The organism is Paraconexibacter sp., from assembly GCF_059438195.1.
In genome coordinates this window covers 1-14770 of record NZ_JBLKKY010000042.1, presented here as the reverse complement: position 1 = coordinate 14770, position 14770 = coordinate 1, and the positions used below count along the sequence as shown (strand labels likewise).

Here is a 14770-nt window from a genome sequence, read left to right as displayed (position 1 = left end):
CTCGACCGCGCTCACGGAGACGCCGGGGAGTCCCGCCTGCCGGACGCGACGAGCGCGAGCTTCTCGGCTCTCGTGAGCCCCTTGATCCGCGCCTCCTCGCGCTGCGCGCTCGCCCGGTCGGGCATCGGCGCCGACCAGACGACCGCGACGGGGAGCCGGGCTCGCGTGTAGCGCGCGCCGCGCCCCGCGTTGTGCGCGGCGAGCCGCGCATCGACGTCGGTCGTCCACCCGCAGTAGAGCGAGCCGTCGGCGCACCGCACGAGGTAGACCCACGCGGCGCTCACCCCGCCCCCTCCCCCTCGTCGGGCACGGCGCCCGGCGGGAGCAGCTCGAAGCGGATGTCGCCGGCCTCGCTGAGCACGGTCACCCGGACCGCGGACGCCGAGCCGTCGGCGAGCCGCAGCCGGCACCGGAACGTCGAGCCCGCGACGGCCTCGGCGTCGGCCGGGCAGTCGACGGACGGCCGCTCGGCGGTGCGACGCTCGAGCTCGGCCGCGATCTCCTGCTCGAGGCCCCCCTCGTCGAGCGTCGTCGACTCGCAGCCGGCCGCGGCGAGGACGAGGGGCACGGCGACGGCGACGACGGCCGCACGCGCCCCGCTCACGCCTCGACGCGCTCCGAGCCGCGGCTGCGGCGGGCGTAGGCCGGGTGTGGCGGGAGCTCGACGGGAGAGGCGTGCAGAGCGCGGAGCCGGACGTCCTTCCAGCTCAGCCCCTCCTTGAGGAGCGCCGGCGCACCCATCACGACGGCGGTCGCCATCTCGACCGCCTGCAGCACGATGCCGTACCCGAGCGCGTCGGCGCTCGAGACCCCGTAGGCGCCTGTGAGGACGGCGACGCAGGCCGCCTGAAAGACGCCGAGGTTCGACGGCGTCGCCGGCAGGACGGCGGTCACGTTCACCGCGAAGAGCACCGCCGCCGCGGCGCCGATGCCCGCCTGGTCGTCGAGGCCGAACGCGACGAGCAGGACGTAGCACGAGGCCCACTGGATCGCCCACGCGGTGAGCTGCGCGCTCGTCGCGATCGCCGCCTTGCGCGGGCGGCGGAAGACGGTGAGGCCGTCGCGGACCTGCACGAGCGCGGAGCGCGCCTTGTGGAGCGCGTTCGACACCCGCCGCGAGCGCGACGGCAGGCCGCCGCGCAGCAGCGCCGGCAGGACGAGCACGACGAGGAGCACGGCGACCGGCGCGATGGCGAAGAGGAGGAGCGCGCTGTGCTGTCCGCGGAAGTACCCGACGGACGAGAACATGACGATCCCGAGGATGACGAGCGCGAGGAGGTTGAGAAGCGTCTGCGAGACGATCGTGCCGAGGACGACCGGGAAGCTCTCGCGCGGGTGTCCGACCCGCCTCGCGACGATCATCGCGCGCGCGGGCTCGCCGAGCCGCGCCGGGAGCGTCGCGGACATGAGCACGCCGATGAACGTGCCCTGCATCGCGTCCGCGGTGCGGACGCGCCTCGCCGGCAGCGCGGCGCGCAGGATCGCGGTCCACGACAGGGCGCGCACCGCCATCGAGAGGCACATGAGCCCGAGCGCGAGGAGCACCCACGGCGGCGAGCTGTCGATGAGCGACTGCCCGACGCGGTCCACGCCGATGCGCTGGAGCGCGAGCACGGCGAGACCCGCGCCCGCGAGGCCCGCGACGCCGGCGCCGACCCGGCGCGCGATCGCGAAGCCGCGACGTGGCGCGCCCGCCTCGGGAGCCGGTTCGAGGGATGCGAGGCGCTGGGCCGGCACGCGCGGCCCGAGGTCCGCGGGGATCGCGCCGACCCGCACGGCCGCGCGCTGGACGGCGGTCGCGGGCTCGGGGCAGTCGATCGCGTCCTCGTAGGCGGACTCCACCTCTGCGGCGACCCGCGGCCAGGCGTAGCGCTCGGCGTGCTCGGCGGCCGCGGCGCCCATGCGCGCCCGGCGCTGCGGGTCGAGCGCGAGGGCGCGGAGCGTCTCGGCGAGGGCCGTCGCGTCCCCGCGCGGGACGAGCACGCCGTCGACGCCGTCGCGGACGACGTCGCGGTAGCCCGCGATGTCGGAGGCGACGACCGGCGTCCCCGCCGCGAAGGCCTCCGTGAGGACCATCCCGAAGCTCTCGCCACCGAGCGACGGAGCGGCGAGGACGTCGGCGTCCCGGAGCACCGCGTGCTTCGTCGCGTCGTCGACCTTCCCGAGCGCCGTCACGCCGCGCTGGTCGAGGAGGACGGGGGCGACGTCCTCGTGCCCGGCGCCGACGACGGTGAGCCGCACCGGGACGTGCTCGCGCAGCGCCTCGAAGGCGCGCAGCAGCAGCGGGAGGCCCTTGCGCTCGACCGCCTGCCCGACGAAGACGATGTGGAGCGGCCCCGGCGCCGGCGTGCCCGCGCCGGCCGCGAGATCGACGGCGGACCCGTCGGGGACCGTCACGCCGTTCGGGATGACGCGGTAGCGGCCCCCGTAGAAGCGCCGACCCGTCCACGCCGCCGCCTCGCTCACCGCGATCCTCACGCGCAGGCGGTTGAGCCGGCGGCGGGCGCCGAGGACGTTCGCCGCCGTCCCGTTCGTGAGGGGGTTCGTCGAGTAGCAGTGGAACGTGCCGACGAGCGGGACGTCGGTCGAGCAGAGGACGTCCCAGCCGACGACCGGCGCGACGGGCTCGTGGACGTGCACGACGTCGAAGCCGCCGGTCTCGAGCGTCCGGCGCAGGACGTTCACGGTCTGCGGCAGGACGGAGAGGTTCGACACCGCGCCGTTCGCGGGAAACCCCACCGTGCGGCCGAGCGGCACGAGGTAGTCCGGCATCGGGCGCTGCTCCGGGTGCGCGCCGCGGTGCAGGCGAGCGGAGAGGCCGTCCGGCGGATCGAACGGGGCGAGGACGCGCACGTCGTGCCCCCGATCAGTGAACTGCTCGGCGAGCGCCTCGATGTGCCGCGTCACACCGCCCGGATACGTCCACGAGTATGGGGACACCAGCGCGATGCGCATCCGCGGCACTCTACCGGTCGGCGACCATGGACCGGGAGTCCGCAGGGCGCGTCCCGGTGTGCGGCGCGAGATCGTCGATCGTCGTGTCCGCCGCACGGAGATCCGCGTCGGCCAGTCGCGGATCACCCCGGACGTACGCCACGCCGATCGCGAGGACGACGGTCGCGATGAGGAGGAGCATCGGACCCGAGTCGTTGGAGGCCGCGCCGGCGATGCCCGCGGCCGCCCCGCCGAGGAAGGCCGCGCGCCAGGCCGGATCGCCTGCGAGCGGGGCGAAGATGCGACGCCGGTACTTCCACGCGTAGGCGATCGCGAACGCCGAGATCGCCGTCGCGTACGGCATGAGACCTCGTGTGAGGACGTTCCAGGCGAGCTCGAAGCGCCGCTCGACCGTGTCGACGAGGTCACTGCCCTCCTCCGCGCGCAGGACCGTCCTCGTGAAGTGCCCGTCGCCTCCCGTCGCGAGGTCGATCGCGGCGAGCGCGGCGAGGGCGAGCGCCGGGACCGCGAGGACGACCGCGGCCCGCAGCTTCGTGAAGCCGCCGGGAAGCATGAGCACCGTGGCGACCGCCGTCCCGGCGCCGATCGTGATGACGCCGCCGACGTCGGCGCCGAGCCGGCCCGCTCCGACCGCGACCCCGAGGACGATGCCCCCCGTCGCGAAGACGGCGGCGGAGCGGCGGGAGCGCCCGTGGCGCCACAGGAGAGCGGCGAGGCCGAGGAAGAGGACGACCGGCAGCGAGGACTCGAGCTCGTTGCCGATCCCGTAGTAACGCGAGCCGAACCGCGGGTTCGGCCCGAGGAGCGAGCGGATGATGAGGTCGGACCCCTGGACGAGGTCGGCGATGTAGACGAGGGCCGTCACGAGGCCGGGCACCACCGGCCCCCGGGGCCATGGGACGAGACGGTCCGTGAGCAGCCCCAGGCCGAACGCGAGCCCGGCCACGAGGAGGAGCTCCGCGTCGCGGCTCGGGGCGAGGGCCGCGGTCACGAGGAGCACCGGGAGGATCCAGAGGAACGCGAGCGCACCGACCCGCAGGCCCGCGCGGACGCCGCGGCGGTCCGCGAAGAACCCGGCGACGAGGAGGACCGAGAGCCAGACCGCGATCATCGTCTCGAGCGCCGGGAAGCGACGGGACCCGAGCACGCGCAGCCGGGAGTTGAGCTCCCTCAGCGCGTCGGCGTCGCGCTTCCCCTCGACGCGGATGACGCGACCCGCGACTCCGGACGGGACCTCGACGCCGAGATGCCGGAGGACCGTGGGGAGGATGTCGATCCCGGCGACGAGGCCGTCGCGCCTCGTCGTGTCCGAGCGCAGCCCCCCCGGCGTCCCGAGCCCGAGCACGCCGGTCGGGAGGAGCTGCGGCGCCCGGAAGTCGGGCGGCGTCTGCATGACGATGAGGAGGTCCCGCGGGTCGTGGCTGTTGATGAGCTCGTTGAGCGCGTGCCCGCCGGGCTCCCCCGTCGGCAACCCGACGACGACGAAGCGCTTCGACGTCAGCGCCCCGAGCGCGCGGTCGGCGACGTCGCGCCCGGCGCCGATCGAGACGAGGTCGATCCGGCCGGCGCGATCTGCGGCGACGATGCCCTCGAGGTGGTGGCGGCCCTCGACGCCGACGTACGCCGTCCCGCCGGGGACGGCCTCGCCGAGCAGGCCCGGCCGCACGTCCGCGGGCGCGTCGTCGGCGCGGTCGAGGGTCTCGAGCCAGCGCTGGTAGAGCCCGCCGACGCCCTCCGGGTAGAGCTCGAGCTCGGGCGGCTCCGTCGGACGGTAGGTCGCCGTCGAGACCCGCGATCCCTGGCTCATGTCGAGGAAGGCCTGGATCTGCTTGTACGTGCCCTGCGAGGCGCCCGTGAGCCCGAGCGCGAGGGCCGCGCGCTCCTCGAGCCGGTCGAGGATCGAGACGCGCGGGAGGACGCCGTCGTCGGGCGGATCCTCGTCGAAGGGGAGGAACGCGAGGACGACGCGCGGAGCGCGGTCGGCGGCCTCCGCCGAGGCGACCGGGCCGACGACGAGGAGGACGGCCGCGACGGCCGTCGCGAGGAGGCCCGCGAGTGCGAGGAGGGGCCGCGTCCGCGTCGGGCGCGGCGCCGCACCCACGCGGCGGGGCACAGACATCGCCGTGACTATAGTTCGAACGAGAGCCATGGCCGACCGCCACTTCGTCAAGTACACGTTCCTCAAGATGGATCCCGCATGGCGCCGCCTGCCGGAGGCCGAGCGGGCCGAGCACAAGCGCGAGTTCCTCGCGGCGTGCAGCGACTTCGCCGAGGACCACTTCCTCCAGGCGTTCTCGCTCGTCGGGACCCGGGGGGACGCCGAGCTCATGCTCGTCGTCGAGACCGAGAACCTCGACCGGATCCACGAGTTCCACGTCGTCCTCGTCCAGAGCGGCCTCATGCAGTGGGCCGAGCAGCCGTACTCGTTCCTCGGCCTGCGCAAGACCTCCGAGTACAGCGACGAGCAGCGCCATCAGCCCCGGCCCTTCAACGGGAAGTACCTCTTCGTCTACCCGTTCGTGAAGCGCCGCGAGTGGTACGGGCTCGAGCCCGACGAGCGCTGGCGGATCATGCAGGAGCACATCCGCGTCGGGAAGGAGTACCCGACCGTGGACAACCACACGACGTACTGCTTCGGCCTCGACGACCAGGAGTTCGTCGTCGCGTTCGACACCGACGACGCGGGGGCGTTCCTCGACCTCGTGCAGCGGCTGCGCACGACCGAGGCGTCGGCGTGGACGGAGCGCGACACCCCGAGCTTCACGTGCATCCGGGCGTCGGTCGAGCGCGCGGTCAACGCGCTCGACGGCGGGGCGCTCACCCGCGAGGCCATCGGCTAGGCGCGACCGGGGCGTCTCCGTGGGGACCGTGTGGACCGCCGTCCTCGCGGGTCCTCGGCGGACGGCCGACGAGGTCGCCGAGGCCGTCCTCCTCGACACCGGCGACGTCGCGGCGAAGCGGTCGCGCTACTGGGCGCTCCTCGTCCTCTCGGCCGTCATCGCGAGCGCCGGCATCGTCGCCGACTCGACGGCGACCGTCATCGGCGCGATGATCATCGCCCCCCTCGCGACGCCGATCCACGGGGTCGCCCACTCGATCGTCGTCGGACGGCCGGGGTCGCTCGGCACCCACCTCCTGCTGCTCCTCCTCGGCGCCACGGCCGTCGCGGGGATCGGCGCCGTCGTCGCGCTCGTGCTCCCGGACGTCGTCTCGCTCTCCGACAACTCGCAGGTCACCGGTCGCGTGAGCCCGGGCCTCGTGGACCTGCTCGCCGCCGCCGCGACCGGCCTCGCGGGCGCCTACGCGATCGCCCGCAAGGACGTCGGCGACATCCTCCCCGGGGTCGCGATCGCGATCTCGCTCGTCCCGCCCCTCGCGGTCGTGGGCGTGACGGCCGTCGAGGACGAGCTCGCGAAGGCCCTCGGCGCCCTCCTCCTCTTCGGGACGAACGTCGTCGCGATCATCGTCACCGCGTGCCTCGTCTTCACGGCCGTCGGGCACGCCCGCACCGACGCGGTGCCGGGCTTCGACCGCCGCCGCGCGTACCGCGTCGTCGGCGCCGTGTCCGTCGTCCTCGTCCTCGCCCTTGCGGCGGGGACGCTGCACACGGTCGTCCGCGAGACGAGGGAAGCCGCGGCTCTCGCGACCGCCGAGGAGTGGGCCGGCGAGCGCGGGGAGCGCGTGATCTCGGCGGAGTACCGCGGCGACGACCTCCACATCACCGTCCTCGGACTCAGGGGGCCCGCCGACGACGACGATCTCCGGCGGCGCCTCGCCGCCGACGTTCCCGACGGGACGGTCGTGGTCGTCGAGCGCATCGCCGGGACCCGTCGCGAGATCGGGCGCACGGGCGATCAGCGACAGACCTCCGGGAGCGCCGGCACCGGCTCGTCCGGCCCGGTCTCCGCCCACGCCCGCCAGGCGCCGTAGACGGGATAGACCCGCCGCAGCGGCGGGTCGAACAGCGCGACGGGGTAGAGCGGGTCCTCCCGGGCGGTGTACTGGAAGACCGCCTCGACGCCCGGTGTCGCGTCCCATTCGACGAGCTGGGCGTGCTGGGCGCGGCACTGCGCGCGCAGCGACGGCTCGTCGACCGGACGCGGGCCACTCACCCGATTGCCTCCCACCCCGGTCTCCGTCACCCAGATCGGCCGGTCCTGCGTGCACTCGCGGCGGTCGAGCGCCGCGCGGAGCTCGCCGACCGCGTCGTGCTGCCGGCGGTCGGGACGGACGTACTGGTGCTGGGCCCAGACGTCCCCCGCGCACGCGACGTCGTCCGGGAGCGCGGAGACGAACTCGGTGACGCCGGTCGACCGCGGCCCGGGCGCGCGGAAGCCGGCGAGCTCGCCGAGCACGAGTCGGCGGTCCCCGCCCGCTGCCGCGAGCTCCTCGCGGGCCGCCCGGACGAAGCGCTCGTAGACCGCGGGAGCGTTCGAGGGCGCCGATGCGTCACAGCGGTCCCTCTGGGGACTCACGAACGTCGGGTGGTTCGGCTCGTTCCACGGGCTCCACCACCGCAGCGGCACGCCGACGTCGCGGCCGAGGGCGACGAGGTCGCCGATGAGCCGGCGGTAGGCGCGCAGCCCCTCGGCGGTGATCGGGCGCATCCGCGGCTGCGCGCCCTCCTGCTCGCATCCGCGCGCGGGGAGCGCCGCCCACTCGGGCGTCCAGGCGATGACGACGACGACCTCCCAGCCTCCGTGGAGGCGCTGCTGCTCGCGGATCGCCTCGAGCTGGGTCCGCAGCCCCGCGAACGGCGCGCACGGCGGCGCGCCGCGGAGGCAGCCGTCCTGCGGCTGGGCGAGGTCGGCGGGCGCGGACGGGTCCGGCTGCACGCGCGGCCAGTCGACGACGACGCGGACGTAGCGAGGACGCAGCGCCTCGACGCGGTCGCGGTAGCCGGCGAAGCCCGCGGGCGGTGGCCCCGCGCCGGCCGGCAGCGTGAGCTGCGCGTTGAACTCGGTGAGCCCCAGCGCGAGACGTTGTTCGCGGGGGCCGTCGGCGCGCTCGGCGAGTCGCGGGTCGACGTCGTCCGCGCAGGACGAGACGGCGAGCCCGAGGAGCAGCGCCGCCGCGGCCGCGGCGGCGCGGCGGAGGGTCAGACCGCGCTGACCTCGTCCTCGTCCTCGACGCGGAACGACGACCCGCAGCCGCAGGCCGCGACGACGTTCGGGTTGTTCACCTGGAACCCGGCGCCGGTCATCGCCTCGATGTAGTCGATCGTCGAGCCGTCGACGTACGGCAGGCTGGGACTGTCCACGAGGATGCGCAGACCGTGATCCTCGAAGACGATGTCGCCGTCCCGCTGCTCGTCGAAGGCGAGTTGGTATTGGAAGCCGGAGCAGCCCCCGCCCTTCACGCCCACGCGCAGACCGGCGACGCTCACGTCGGCCTCCTGGGCGGCGAGGAACTCCTGGACCTTCTCGGCGCCCTTCTCCGAGAAGGTGATGCCCTTGGCGTTGTAGGTGACCTGGGTGCTCATCGCTTCACGAAGTATAGCGGTCCGCGCGACCGACTCCGAGGGGCTTCCCCGCAGCCGAGAGCAGAGGGGTCTCTGCGCTACGCTCGGAGACCCGATGCCGACGACAGCCGATCTGAAGAACCGTATCGAGGCCGCCCTCCCGGGTGCGACCGCAGAGGTCGAGGACTGGACGGGCGGAGGGGACCACTTCCGTGCGACCGTCGTCGCCCCGCAGTTCGACGGTCTCTCGAGGATCGCGCAGCACCGACTCGTCTACGACATCTTCGGAGACGAGATCGGCGGCCCGATCCACGCCCTCAGCCTCACCACAAGAACCCCGGAGTGACCATGTCCGACGACAACCCGATCCGCGAAGCGATCGCCGAGGCGATCAAGGAGAACGAGGTCATCCTCTTCATGAAGGGCACGCCGGACGCGCCGGCGTGCGGCTTCTCCGCCCGCACCGTCGCCGCTCTCCAGGCGCTCGGCGCGCCGTTCGCCGCGGTCGACATCCTCCCGGACCCGCGCATCCGCCAGGAGCTCTCCGCGCTCTCGAGCTGGCCGACGATCCCCCAGCTCTTCGTCTCGGGCGAGCTCATCGGCGGCTGCGACATCGTCATGGAGATGTACGAGACCGGCGAGCTCGCGTCGGCGCTCAAGGTCGAGACGCCCGAGGAGGCGCCGTCGCAGGCCCCCGACGCCTCGCAGGGCCCTCTCGGCATCGAGAACCGCCTCTCCTAGACGACGGCGGCCGCGACGCGCGGCCGCGGAGCCCGTTCCCTGGGCTCAGCCCGTGATGCGGATGCGGCGGCTCGCCCGGCCGCCGATTCGCAGATCCCCGACGCGCGCGACCGGGCGGCCCGGGTCCAGCGTCTCCCCCGTCTCGGGATCGACGACAGGGTCGTCGGGGTCGGAGAACGAGACCCGCATGCGGTCGTCGCGGCGGATCGCGGCGATCTCCTCCGCGAGCTCGTCGACCGTCGCCGGCCCGGAGGCCTCGCCCCCGTCCGCCCCCTCGTCCCCGAAGAGCCCACCCACGTCGAGGACGTCGATGAGCGCCTCCTCGGCTCCCGTGGGCGAGTCGGGAGCGGCGCCCGTGAGGCGCAGCTCGCGCACCCCGCGCGGCGTGTCCCGGGGGATCCGGATCCGGACCGTGCGCGTGATCGCGGCGCCGCGCGAGCGACGCAGCGAGAGCCGGACCGGGATCGTCGACCCCCGCCGGGCGCGACGCGGCGCGCGGATCGACCGGAGGTAGGCCTGCGGATACTCCCGTGAGAGACGGAGGTTGACCTCCACGCGGTCGATGTCGAGGACGCCGAGCTCGAAGGAGTCGAGCAGCGCGATCGCGGTCGAGACGTCGGTGATCGCGGCGCCGTTGGGACCAGGTCCGCCGCCGACGTAGCGGTTGCAGAACCGCAGCGGCCTCTCGCGCCCGCGCAGCTCGATGCGCATGCACATCTGCCCGGACTGCCGGGCCGGGCCGCCGTCGAGCGCGGCGAGCGCGCCGTTGCCGATCGCCGTCGGGGCGGCGATCCCGAGCCCGGAGACGCCGGTCGGCAGGCCGAGCCGCGACTCGTCGGCGACGGTGATCTCCTGGACGCGGGTGCGGTCCCGGTCGACATCGGTCGTGACGATCCGCAGCGGGAAGCGGGCGGGGAGCGCGCCGACCCGTCCGGCGACCGCGTTGTTCCCGTCGTTCGTCAGGGTGCCGACGTCGTGGCCCGGGGACGCGAGCTTGTACGTCGTGAGCTCCTCGGAGCCGAGCGGGTTCGAGACGACCGTGTGCACCCACGCGTCCTGGAGGAGGAGCGAGCGGGCCCCCACGCCGTCGAACGGGTGTCCGAAGGCCCAGACGGCGTCGCCGGCCGCGTAGGCGACCGTCCCGATCGCGCCGACGCTCACCGCGCCGCTCGCGAGGCCGACCGACACGGAGGCGCCCGGCACGAGCGGCTGGACCGGGAAGACGGAGCGGCTCCGCGGCGCCCCCGCCGGCGAGATGGCGAGCGGGCGCCCCGCGCGACGCGCGGCGCGGCGCAGGAGCCGCGCCACGGGCCCGCTCACGCCCGAGACCGAGAGCGGGCTCGCGAGCGGTCGCGCCGCGCGCAGCGTGCGCGGCGCCCGTCGCGTGGCCGCCGGGACGGCGACGTCCGTGCCGAGGATGAGCTCGATCGGCGTCGCGAGCACGACCTTGCCGCCGTACTCGCCGATCCCCTCGCTGATCGCGCCGATGTTCCGCGGGACGCCCGCGGCATCCAGGCAGCGGATCGGCGATCCCGAGAAGCCGGGCCCGATGCCGGTCGCGTCGACGGCCGGCCCCGAGACGCGGACGAGGATGCGGGGGCTCGCGGCGCCCGTGTCACCGGCGATGACGTCGAGGACCTCGACGCCGAAGGTCGTGATGTCCACGCCCCGGACGACGGTCGCGCCCCAGCAGGCGAGGCCGGGCCCCACCTCCGCGAGCGGCATGATCGGCTCGGCCTGCGCGCGTGCCGGCGTCGCCGCGGGCCCGACGAGGAGGAGCACGGCGGCGAGAGCGGTGAGGCGCGGCACGGCGGCACCGTAGCGGAGGATCCTGCCCATGGCACGACCACTATCGGCCGATGCGATCCCCGGCCGTAGGATTGCCTCGATGGATCTGCCGACCGGAGAGCACGCCGCGCTGCGCTGGGACGGCTCCCGCCTCCACCTCCTCGACCAGACCCGGCTCCCGCACGAGGAGGCGTGGGTCGTGCCCGAGACGACCGCGGAGCTCGTCGACGCGATCCGGCGGCTCGTCGTCCGGGGCGCCCCGAACATCGGGATCGCCGGGGCCTACGGCCTCGCGGCCGCGCTCCGCGCGGAGCCGTCCCTCGGCACGCTCGAGGACGCGGCCGCCGCGCTGCGCGACGCGCGTCCGACCGCCGTCAACCTCGCCTGGGCGGTCGACCGGGTCCGCGACGCGGCCCTCGCCGCCGGCCCCGCCCGCATGGCGGCAGCCGCGCGGGCCGAGGCCGAGGCGATCGAGGCCGAGGAGCATGCGGCCTCCGCCGAGATCGGCCGGCTCGGCGCCGATCTCCTCGCGGGCCTCGTCGGCGGCGAGCGCGTCCGCATCCTCACGCACTGCAACGCCGGGGCGCTGGCGACCGGCGGGACGGGCAGCGCCCTCGGCGTCATCGGCGCCCTCGCCGACCGCGGCGTCGCGGTCGAGGTCCTCGCGTGCGAGACCCGGCCGCTCCTCCAGGGAGCCCGGCTCACCGCGTGGGAGCTCCGCCGCCGCGGCCTCCCCCACGCCGTGCTCGTCGACGGCGCGGCCGCGGGGCTCATCCTCCGCGGCGAGGTCGACGCCGTCGTCGTCGGATGCGACCGCGTCGCGGCGAACGGCGACGCGGCGAACAAGGTCGGCACGCTCGCCCACGCGCTCGCCGCCGCCGACGCCGGGATCCCGTTCGTCGTCGCCGGCCCGACGTCGACGATCGACCCGGGCCTCGAGAGCGGCGAGGGCATCGTCATCGAGGAGCGCGCCCCCGGCGAGGTGACGAGCTTCGACGGCCGCGAGGTCGCGCCCGAGGGGTCGGCGGCACGCAACCCGGCGTTCGACGTCACGCCGGCCCGGCTCGTCTCCGCTCTCGTCACCGAGCGCGGCGTCGCCCGCCCCGTCGACCGCGAGGGCGTCCTGCGGCTCGTGCCGCCGCGGTCCCAGGCGGGCGTCGCGTGAGGGCGGCGCGCTCGACCTCCCCGGACGACGTCGAGATCGTCGAGATCGAGGATCCCGTCGCCGGGCCGGGAGAGGTCGTCGGCCGCGTCCTCGCGTGCGGCGTGTGCGGGTCGGACGTGAGCCGGGGGTGGGTCGCGAAGAAGGTGCCGGTCGTCCTCGGGCACGAGCTGTGCGCCGAGGTGGAGGCGGTCGGCGCGGGCGTCGACGGCCTCGCGCCGGGCGACCGGGTCGTCGTCCACCACCACGCGCCGTGCGGCGAGTGCCGGCGGTGCCGTCGCGGGCACGAGACGCTCTGCGACCGCTTCCGCACGACGGCCCTCGATCCGGGCGGGTTCGCGGAGCGCGTGCGCGTCCCGGCGGACCTCGTCGACGAGCTCCTGCCGCTCGACGGGCTCGACGTCGAGCGGGCCACGTTCACCGAGCCGCTCGCCTGCGTGCTGCGCGCCTTCGATCGCACGCGGCTCGGGCCCGACGACGCCCTCCTCGTCGTCGGGGCGGGCACGAGCGGCCTCCTCGCGGTCGCGGCCGCACGCGCCCGTGGCGTGGCGCGCGTGCTCGTCCGCGAGCCGCGGGAGGAGAGGCGCGCGCTCGCCGTGCGTCTCGGCGCGACCGTCCACGAGGGCGCGGAGGAGGCCGACGTCGCTCTGGTGTGCACCCCGGCGGCCGCCGCGATCGCCGACGCCGCCGGTGCGCTCGCGCCGGGCGGCGCACTGTGTCTCTACGCCCCGCCCTCCCCGGAGGCGCGGCTCGACCTCCCTGCGCTCCCGCTCTACCTCGCGGAGGCGGAGATCCACCACAGCTACTCGGCCGGCCCCGCGGAGATGCGCGCCGCGCTCGCGCTCCTGCGCACCGGCGAGGTCGATCCGCTCCCCCTCGTCACGCATCGCCTCCCGCTCGCGGAGACGGCACGGGCACTCGACCTGCAGCGGACCGGCTCGGCGATCAAGGCGCTCGTCGTCCCGTGATGCGCGCCGCCGTCCTCCACGGCCCGGACGACCTCCGCGTCGAGGAGGTCCCGGACCCGCGCGGCGAGGTCGTCGTCGAGATCCGCGCCGCGACGGCGTGCGGGACGGACGCGAAGATGCTGCGTCACGGGCATCGCATCCTCGGCCCGTACCCCTGCCGGTTCGGTCACGAGATGGCGGGGGTCCGGGCCGACACCGGCGAGGCGGTGCTCGTGGGCGACTCGGTCGCGTGCGGGCGCTGCGCGCCGTGCCTCGCCGGCCGCGCCCAGCTCTGCCGCGGCATGCGCTGGATCCTCGGCGGCTTCGCGGAGCGCATCGCGGTCCCCGCGGCTGCCCTCCATGCCCTCCCGCGCGGGCTCGACTTCGCGACGGCCGCGGTCGCCGAGCCGCTCGCGGCGTGCATGCACGCCGTCGCACGAGGGACGTCGAGCGCCGACTGCGCGGTGCTCGGCGGCGGCTCGATGGGGCTCATGATCGCGCGGCTGCTCGTCCTCGACGGGCGGGAGGTCCTGCTCGCCGACCGCCATGCGGCGCGACGGGCGCAGGCGGAGGCCTGGGGCGCGCGGACCGCCGAGCGCCTCGAGGGGCGCCACGATCTCGTCTTCGAGGCGGTCGGCCGTCCCGAAGCCTGGGCGGACGCCGTGACGGCCGTCGCGCCCGGGGGGTGCGCCGTGCTCGTCGGCGGCTGTCCGAGCGGCACGCGCGCGGCGCTGCCGGCGGGCGCGATCCACTACGAGGAGGTCGACGTGCGCGGGGCCTTCCACCACGATCGCGCGGAGGTCGACGCGGCGCTCACGCTGCTCGCCACGGGAGAGGTCGACGGCGCCGCCCTCCTCGGTGACGTCGTCGCCCTCGAACAGCTCGCCGGCGCGCTCCACGCCCCGTCGCCGGGCGGCGCCGCGCGCAAGGTCGTCGTCGACCCGCGCATCGCTCCTCACACGACGGCCCGCGACGCCGTTGCATCTGCATGAGGCTCGTCACGACCGTCATGCCGACCCCGATCGGCCCGCTGCGCCTCGTCGGCGACGGCGACGCGCTGCGCCACGCTGCCTTCGACCTCCCACGTGACCCCGAGTGGCGGGAGGTGGCCGGGGCGCTGGGCCCGGCCCGCGCCGAGCTCGAGGAGTACTTCGCCGGCGAGCGGCGCGAGATGACGGTGCCCGCCCGCGGCGACGGCACGGCGTGGCAGCGCCGTGTCTGGTCGGCCGTCGCGGCGATCCCGTACGGCGAGACGCGGACCTACGGCGAGCTCGCCGCCGCGCTCGGGCGACCGGGGGCGGCCCGGGCGGTCGGGGCGGCGAACGCGGCCAACCCCCTCTGCGTCGTCGTGCCCTGCCACCGGGTCGTCGGCGCGGGCGGCCGCCTCACCGGGTACGCCGGCGGACTCGCCCGCAAGCGCGCGCTCCTCGCGCTCGAGCGCGGGTGAGCGCCGGGACCGATCTCGCGCCCACGACGCCGTTCGACGGCGAGCGCCTCCTCGCCTGGCTCGCCGCCCGAGCGGTCCCCGGGGTCGAGAGCGTGGAGGGCACGACGTATCGGCGGGTCGTCCCGACGCGCGACGGCCCGCTCGTCGTCGCTCTCGACCTCGGGCCCGATCGCGCCCGCGCGCGGTTCGCGGGGCGTCCCGGCCGGGATGCGCGCGCGGATGCCGTGGGCCGGCTGACGGCGCTCGTCGGCGCGCGGGCGGCGGTCGGC

General features: G+C 75.6%; 16 protein-coding genes. 9 read left to right on the top strand and 7 right to left on the bottom strand.

Going from position 1 to position 14770, the window contains the following annotated elements:
* Positions 1-11: 11 nt before the first annotated feature.
* Genes ACME2J_RS14515 through ACME2J_RS14500 form a run of 4 tightly spaced genes read right to left on the bottom strand, consistent with a single transcriptional unit; the run spans position 12 to position 5074 of the window.
* Complete coding sequence (locus ACME2J_RS14515; protein WP_495545646.1) at positions 12-284, bottom strand: GIY-YIG nuclease family protein; 273 nt, start codon at positions 282-284, stop codon at positions 12-14.
* Positions 281-604 carry a DUF4333 domain-containing protein gene (locus ACME2J_RS14510; protein WP_495545645.1) on the bottom strand — a complete coding sequence of 108 codons (324 nt, stop codon included), beginning with the start codon at positions 602-604 and terminating at the stop codon, positions 281-283. The genes ACME2J_RS14515 and ACME2J_RS14510 overlap by 4 nt, the downstream gene beginning before the upstream one ends.
* Complete coding sequence (locus ACME2J_RS14505) at positions 601-2955, bottom strand: flippase-like domain-containing protein (RefSeq protein ID WP_495545644.1); 2355 nt, start codon at positions 2953-2955, stop codon at positions 601-603. The genes ACME2J_RS14510 and ACME2J_RS14505 overlap by 4 nt, the downstream gene beginning before the upstream one ends.
* A 10-nt stretch (positions 2956-2965) precedes the next feature.
* The gene (locus ACME2J_RS14500) at positions 2966-5074 is read right to left on the bottom strand and encodes a hypothetical protein (protein WP_495545643.1); all 2109 of its coding nucleotides are present in this window, start codon (positions 5072-5074) and stop codon (positions 2966-2968) included.
* 28 nt (positions 5075-5102) lie between these two features.
* Here ACME2J_RS14500 and ACME2J_RS14495 point away from each other — a divergent pair, with 28 nt between their 5' ends.
* Both ACME2J_RS14495 and ACME2J_RS14490 read left to right on the top strand, forming a co-directional pair.
* Positions 5103-5795 (top strand): chlorite dismutase family protein, encoded by a 693-nt coding sequence (locus ACME2J_RS14495; protein ID WP_495545642.1) that lies wholly within the window; start codon positions 5103-5105, stop codon positions 5793-5795.
* 28 nt (positions 5796-5823) lie between these two features.
* Positions 5824-6885, top strand: coding sequence for a DUF389 domain-containing protein (locus ACME2J_RS14490; RefSeq protein ID WP_495545641.1), 1062 nt, complete (start codon positions 5824-5826; stop codon positions 6883-6885).
* Here the strand turns inward: ACME2J_RS14490 and ACME2J_RS14485 are convergent.
* Both ACME2J_RS14485 and ACME2J_RS14480 read right to left on the bottom strand, forming a co-directional pair.
* Positions 6810-7790 (bottom strand): hypothetical protein, encoded by a 981-nt coding sequence (locus ACME2J_RS14485; protein WP_495545640.1) that lies wholly within the window; start codon positions 7788-7790, stop codon positions 6810-6812. The genes ACME2J_RS14490 and ACME2J_RS14485 overlap by 76 nt on opposite strands.
* Before the next feature lie 263 nt (positions 7791-8053).
* Positions 8054-8437, bottom strand: coding sequence for a HesB/IscA family protein (locus tag ACME2J_RS14480; RefSeq protein ID WP_495545639.1), 384 nt, complete (start codon positions 8435-8437; stop codon positions 8054-8056).
* Between the two features lie 94 nt (positions 8438-8531).
* Between ACME2J_RS14480 and ACME2J_RS14475 the strand changes: the two genes are divergently transcribed.
* Complete coding sequence (locus ACME2J_RS14475) at positions 8532-8762, top strand: BolA family protein (RefSeq protein ID WP_495545638.1); 231 nt, start codon at positions 8532-8534, stop codon at positions 8760-8762.
* A gap of 2 nt (positions 8763-8764) precedes the next feature.
* Positions 8765-9157, top strand: coding sequence for a Grx4 family monothiol glutaredoxin (gene grxD, locus ACME2J_RS14470; RefSeq protein WP_495545637.1), 393 nt, complete (start codon positions 8765-8767; stop codon positions 9155-9157).
* Positions 9158-9202: 45 nt separating this feature from the next.
* On the opposite strand, the gene ACME2J_RS14465 is transcribed toward grxD, so the two are convergent.
* Positions 9203-10996 carry a hypothetical protein gene (locus ACME2J_RS14465; protein ID WP_495545636.1) on the bottom strand — a complete coding sequence of 598 codons (1794 nt, stop codon included), beginning with the start codon at positions 10994-10996 and terminating at the stop codon, positions 9203-9205.
* 49 nt (positions 10997-11045) lie between these two features.
* On the opposite strand from ACME2J_RS14465, the gene mtnA reads away from it, so the two are divergent.
* The 5 genes from mtnA to ACME2J_RS14440 all read left to right on the top strand — a co-directional run.
* The gene (gene mtnA / locus ACME2J_RS14460) at positions 11046-12110 is read left to right on the top strand and encodes an S-methyl-5-thioribose-1-phosphate isomerase (protein ID WP_495545635.1); all 1065 of its coding nucleotides are present in this window, start codon (positions 11046-11048) and stop codon (positions 12108-12110) included.
* The gene (locus tag ACME2J_RS14455; protein WP_495545634.1) at positions 12107-13075 is read left to right on the top strand and encodes an alcohol dehydrogenase catalytic domain-containing protein; all 969 of its coding nucleotides are present in this window, start codon (positions 12107-12109) and stop codon (positions 13073-13075) included. Before mtnA ends, ACME2J_RS14455 begins: the two co-directional genes overlap by 4 nt.
* Positions 13075-14046, top strand: a complete 972-nt coding sequence (locus ACME2J_RS14450) for a zinc-dependent alcohol dehydrogenase (RefSeq protein ID WP_495545633.1) — start codon at positions 13075-13077, stop codon at positions 14044-14046. Before ACME2J_RS14455 ends, ACME2J_RS14450 begins: the two co-directional genes overlap by 1 nt.
* Positions 14043-14501, top strand: a complete 459-nt coding sequence (locus tag ACME2J_RS14445) for a methylated-DNA--[protein]-cysteine S-methyltransferase (protein ID WP_495545632.1) — start codon at positions 14043-14045, stop codon at positions 14499-14501. The genes ACME2J_RS14450 and ACME2J_RS14445 overlap by 4 nt, the downstream gene beginning before the upstream one ends.
* Positions 14498-14770 (top strand): AlkA N-terminal domain-containing protein (locus ACME2J_RS14440; RefSeq protein ID WP_495545631.1); only part of this gene is annotated, 273 nt, incomplete at its 3' end. The genes ACME2J_RS14445 and ACME2J_RS14440, both read left to right, overlap by 4 nt.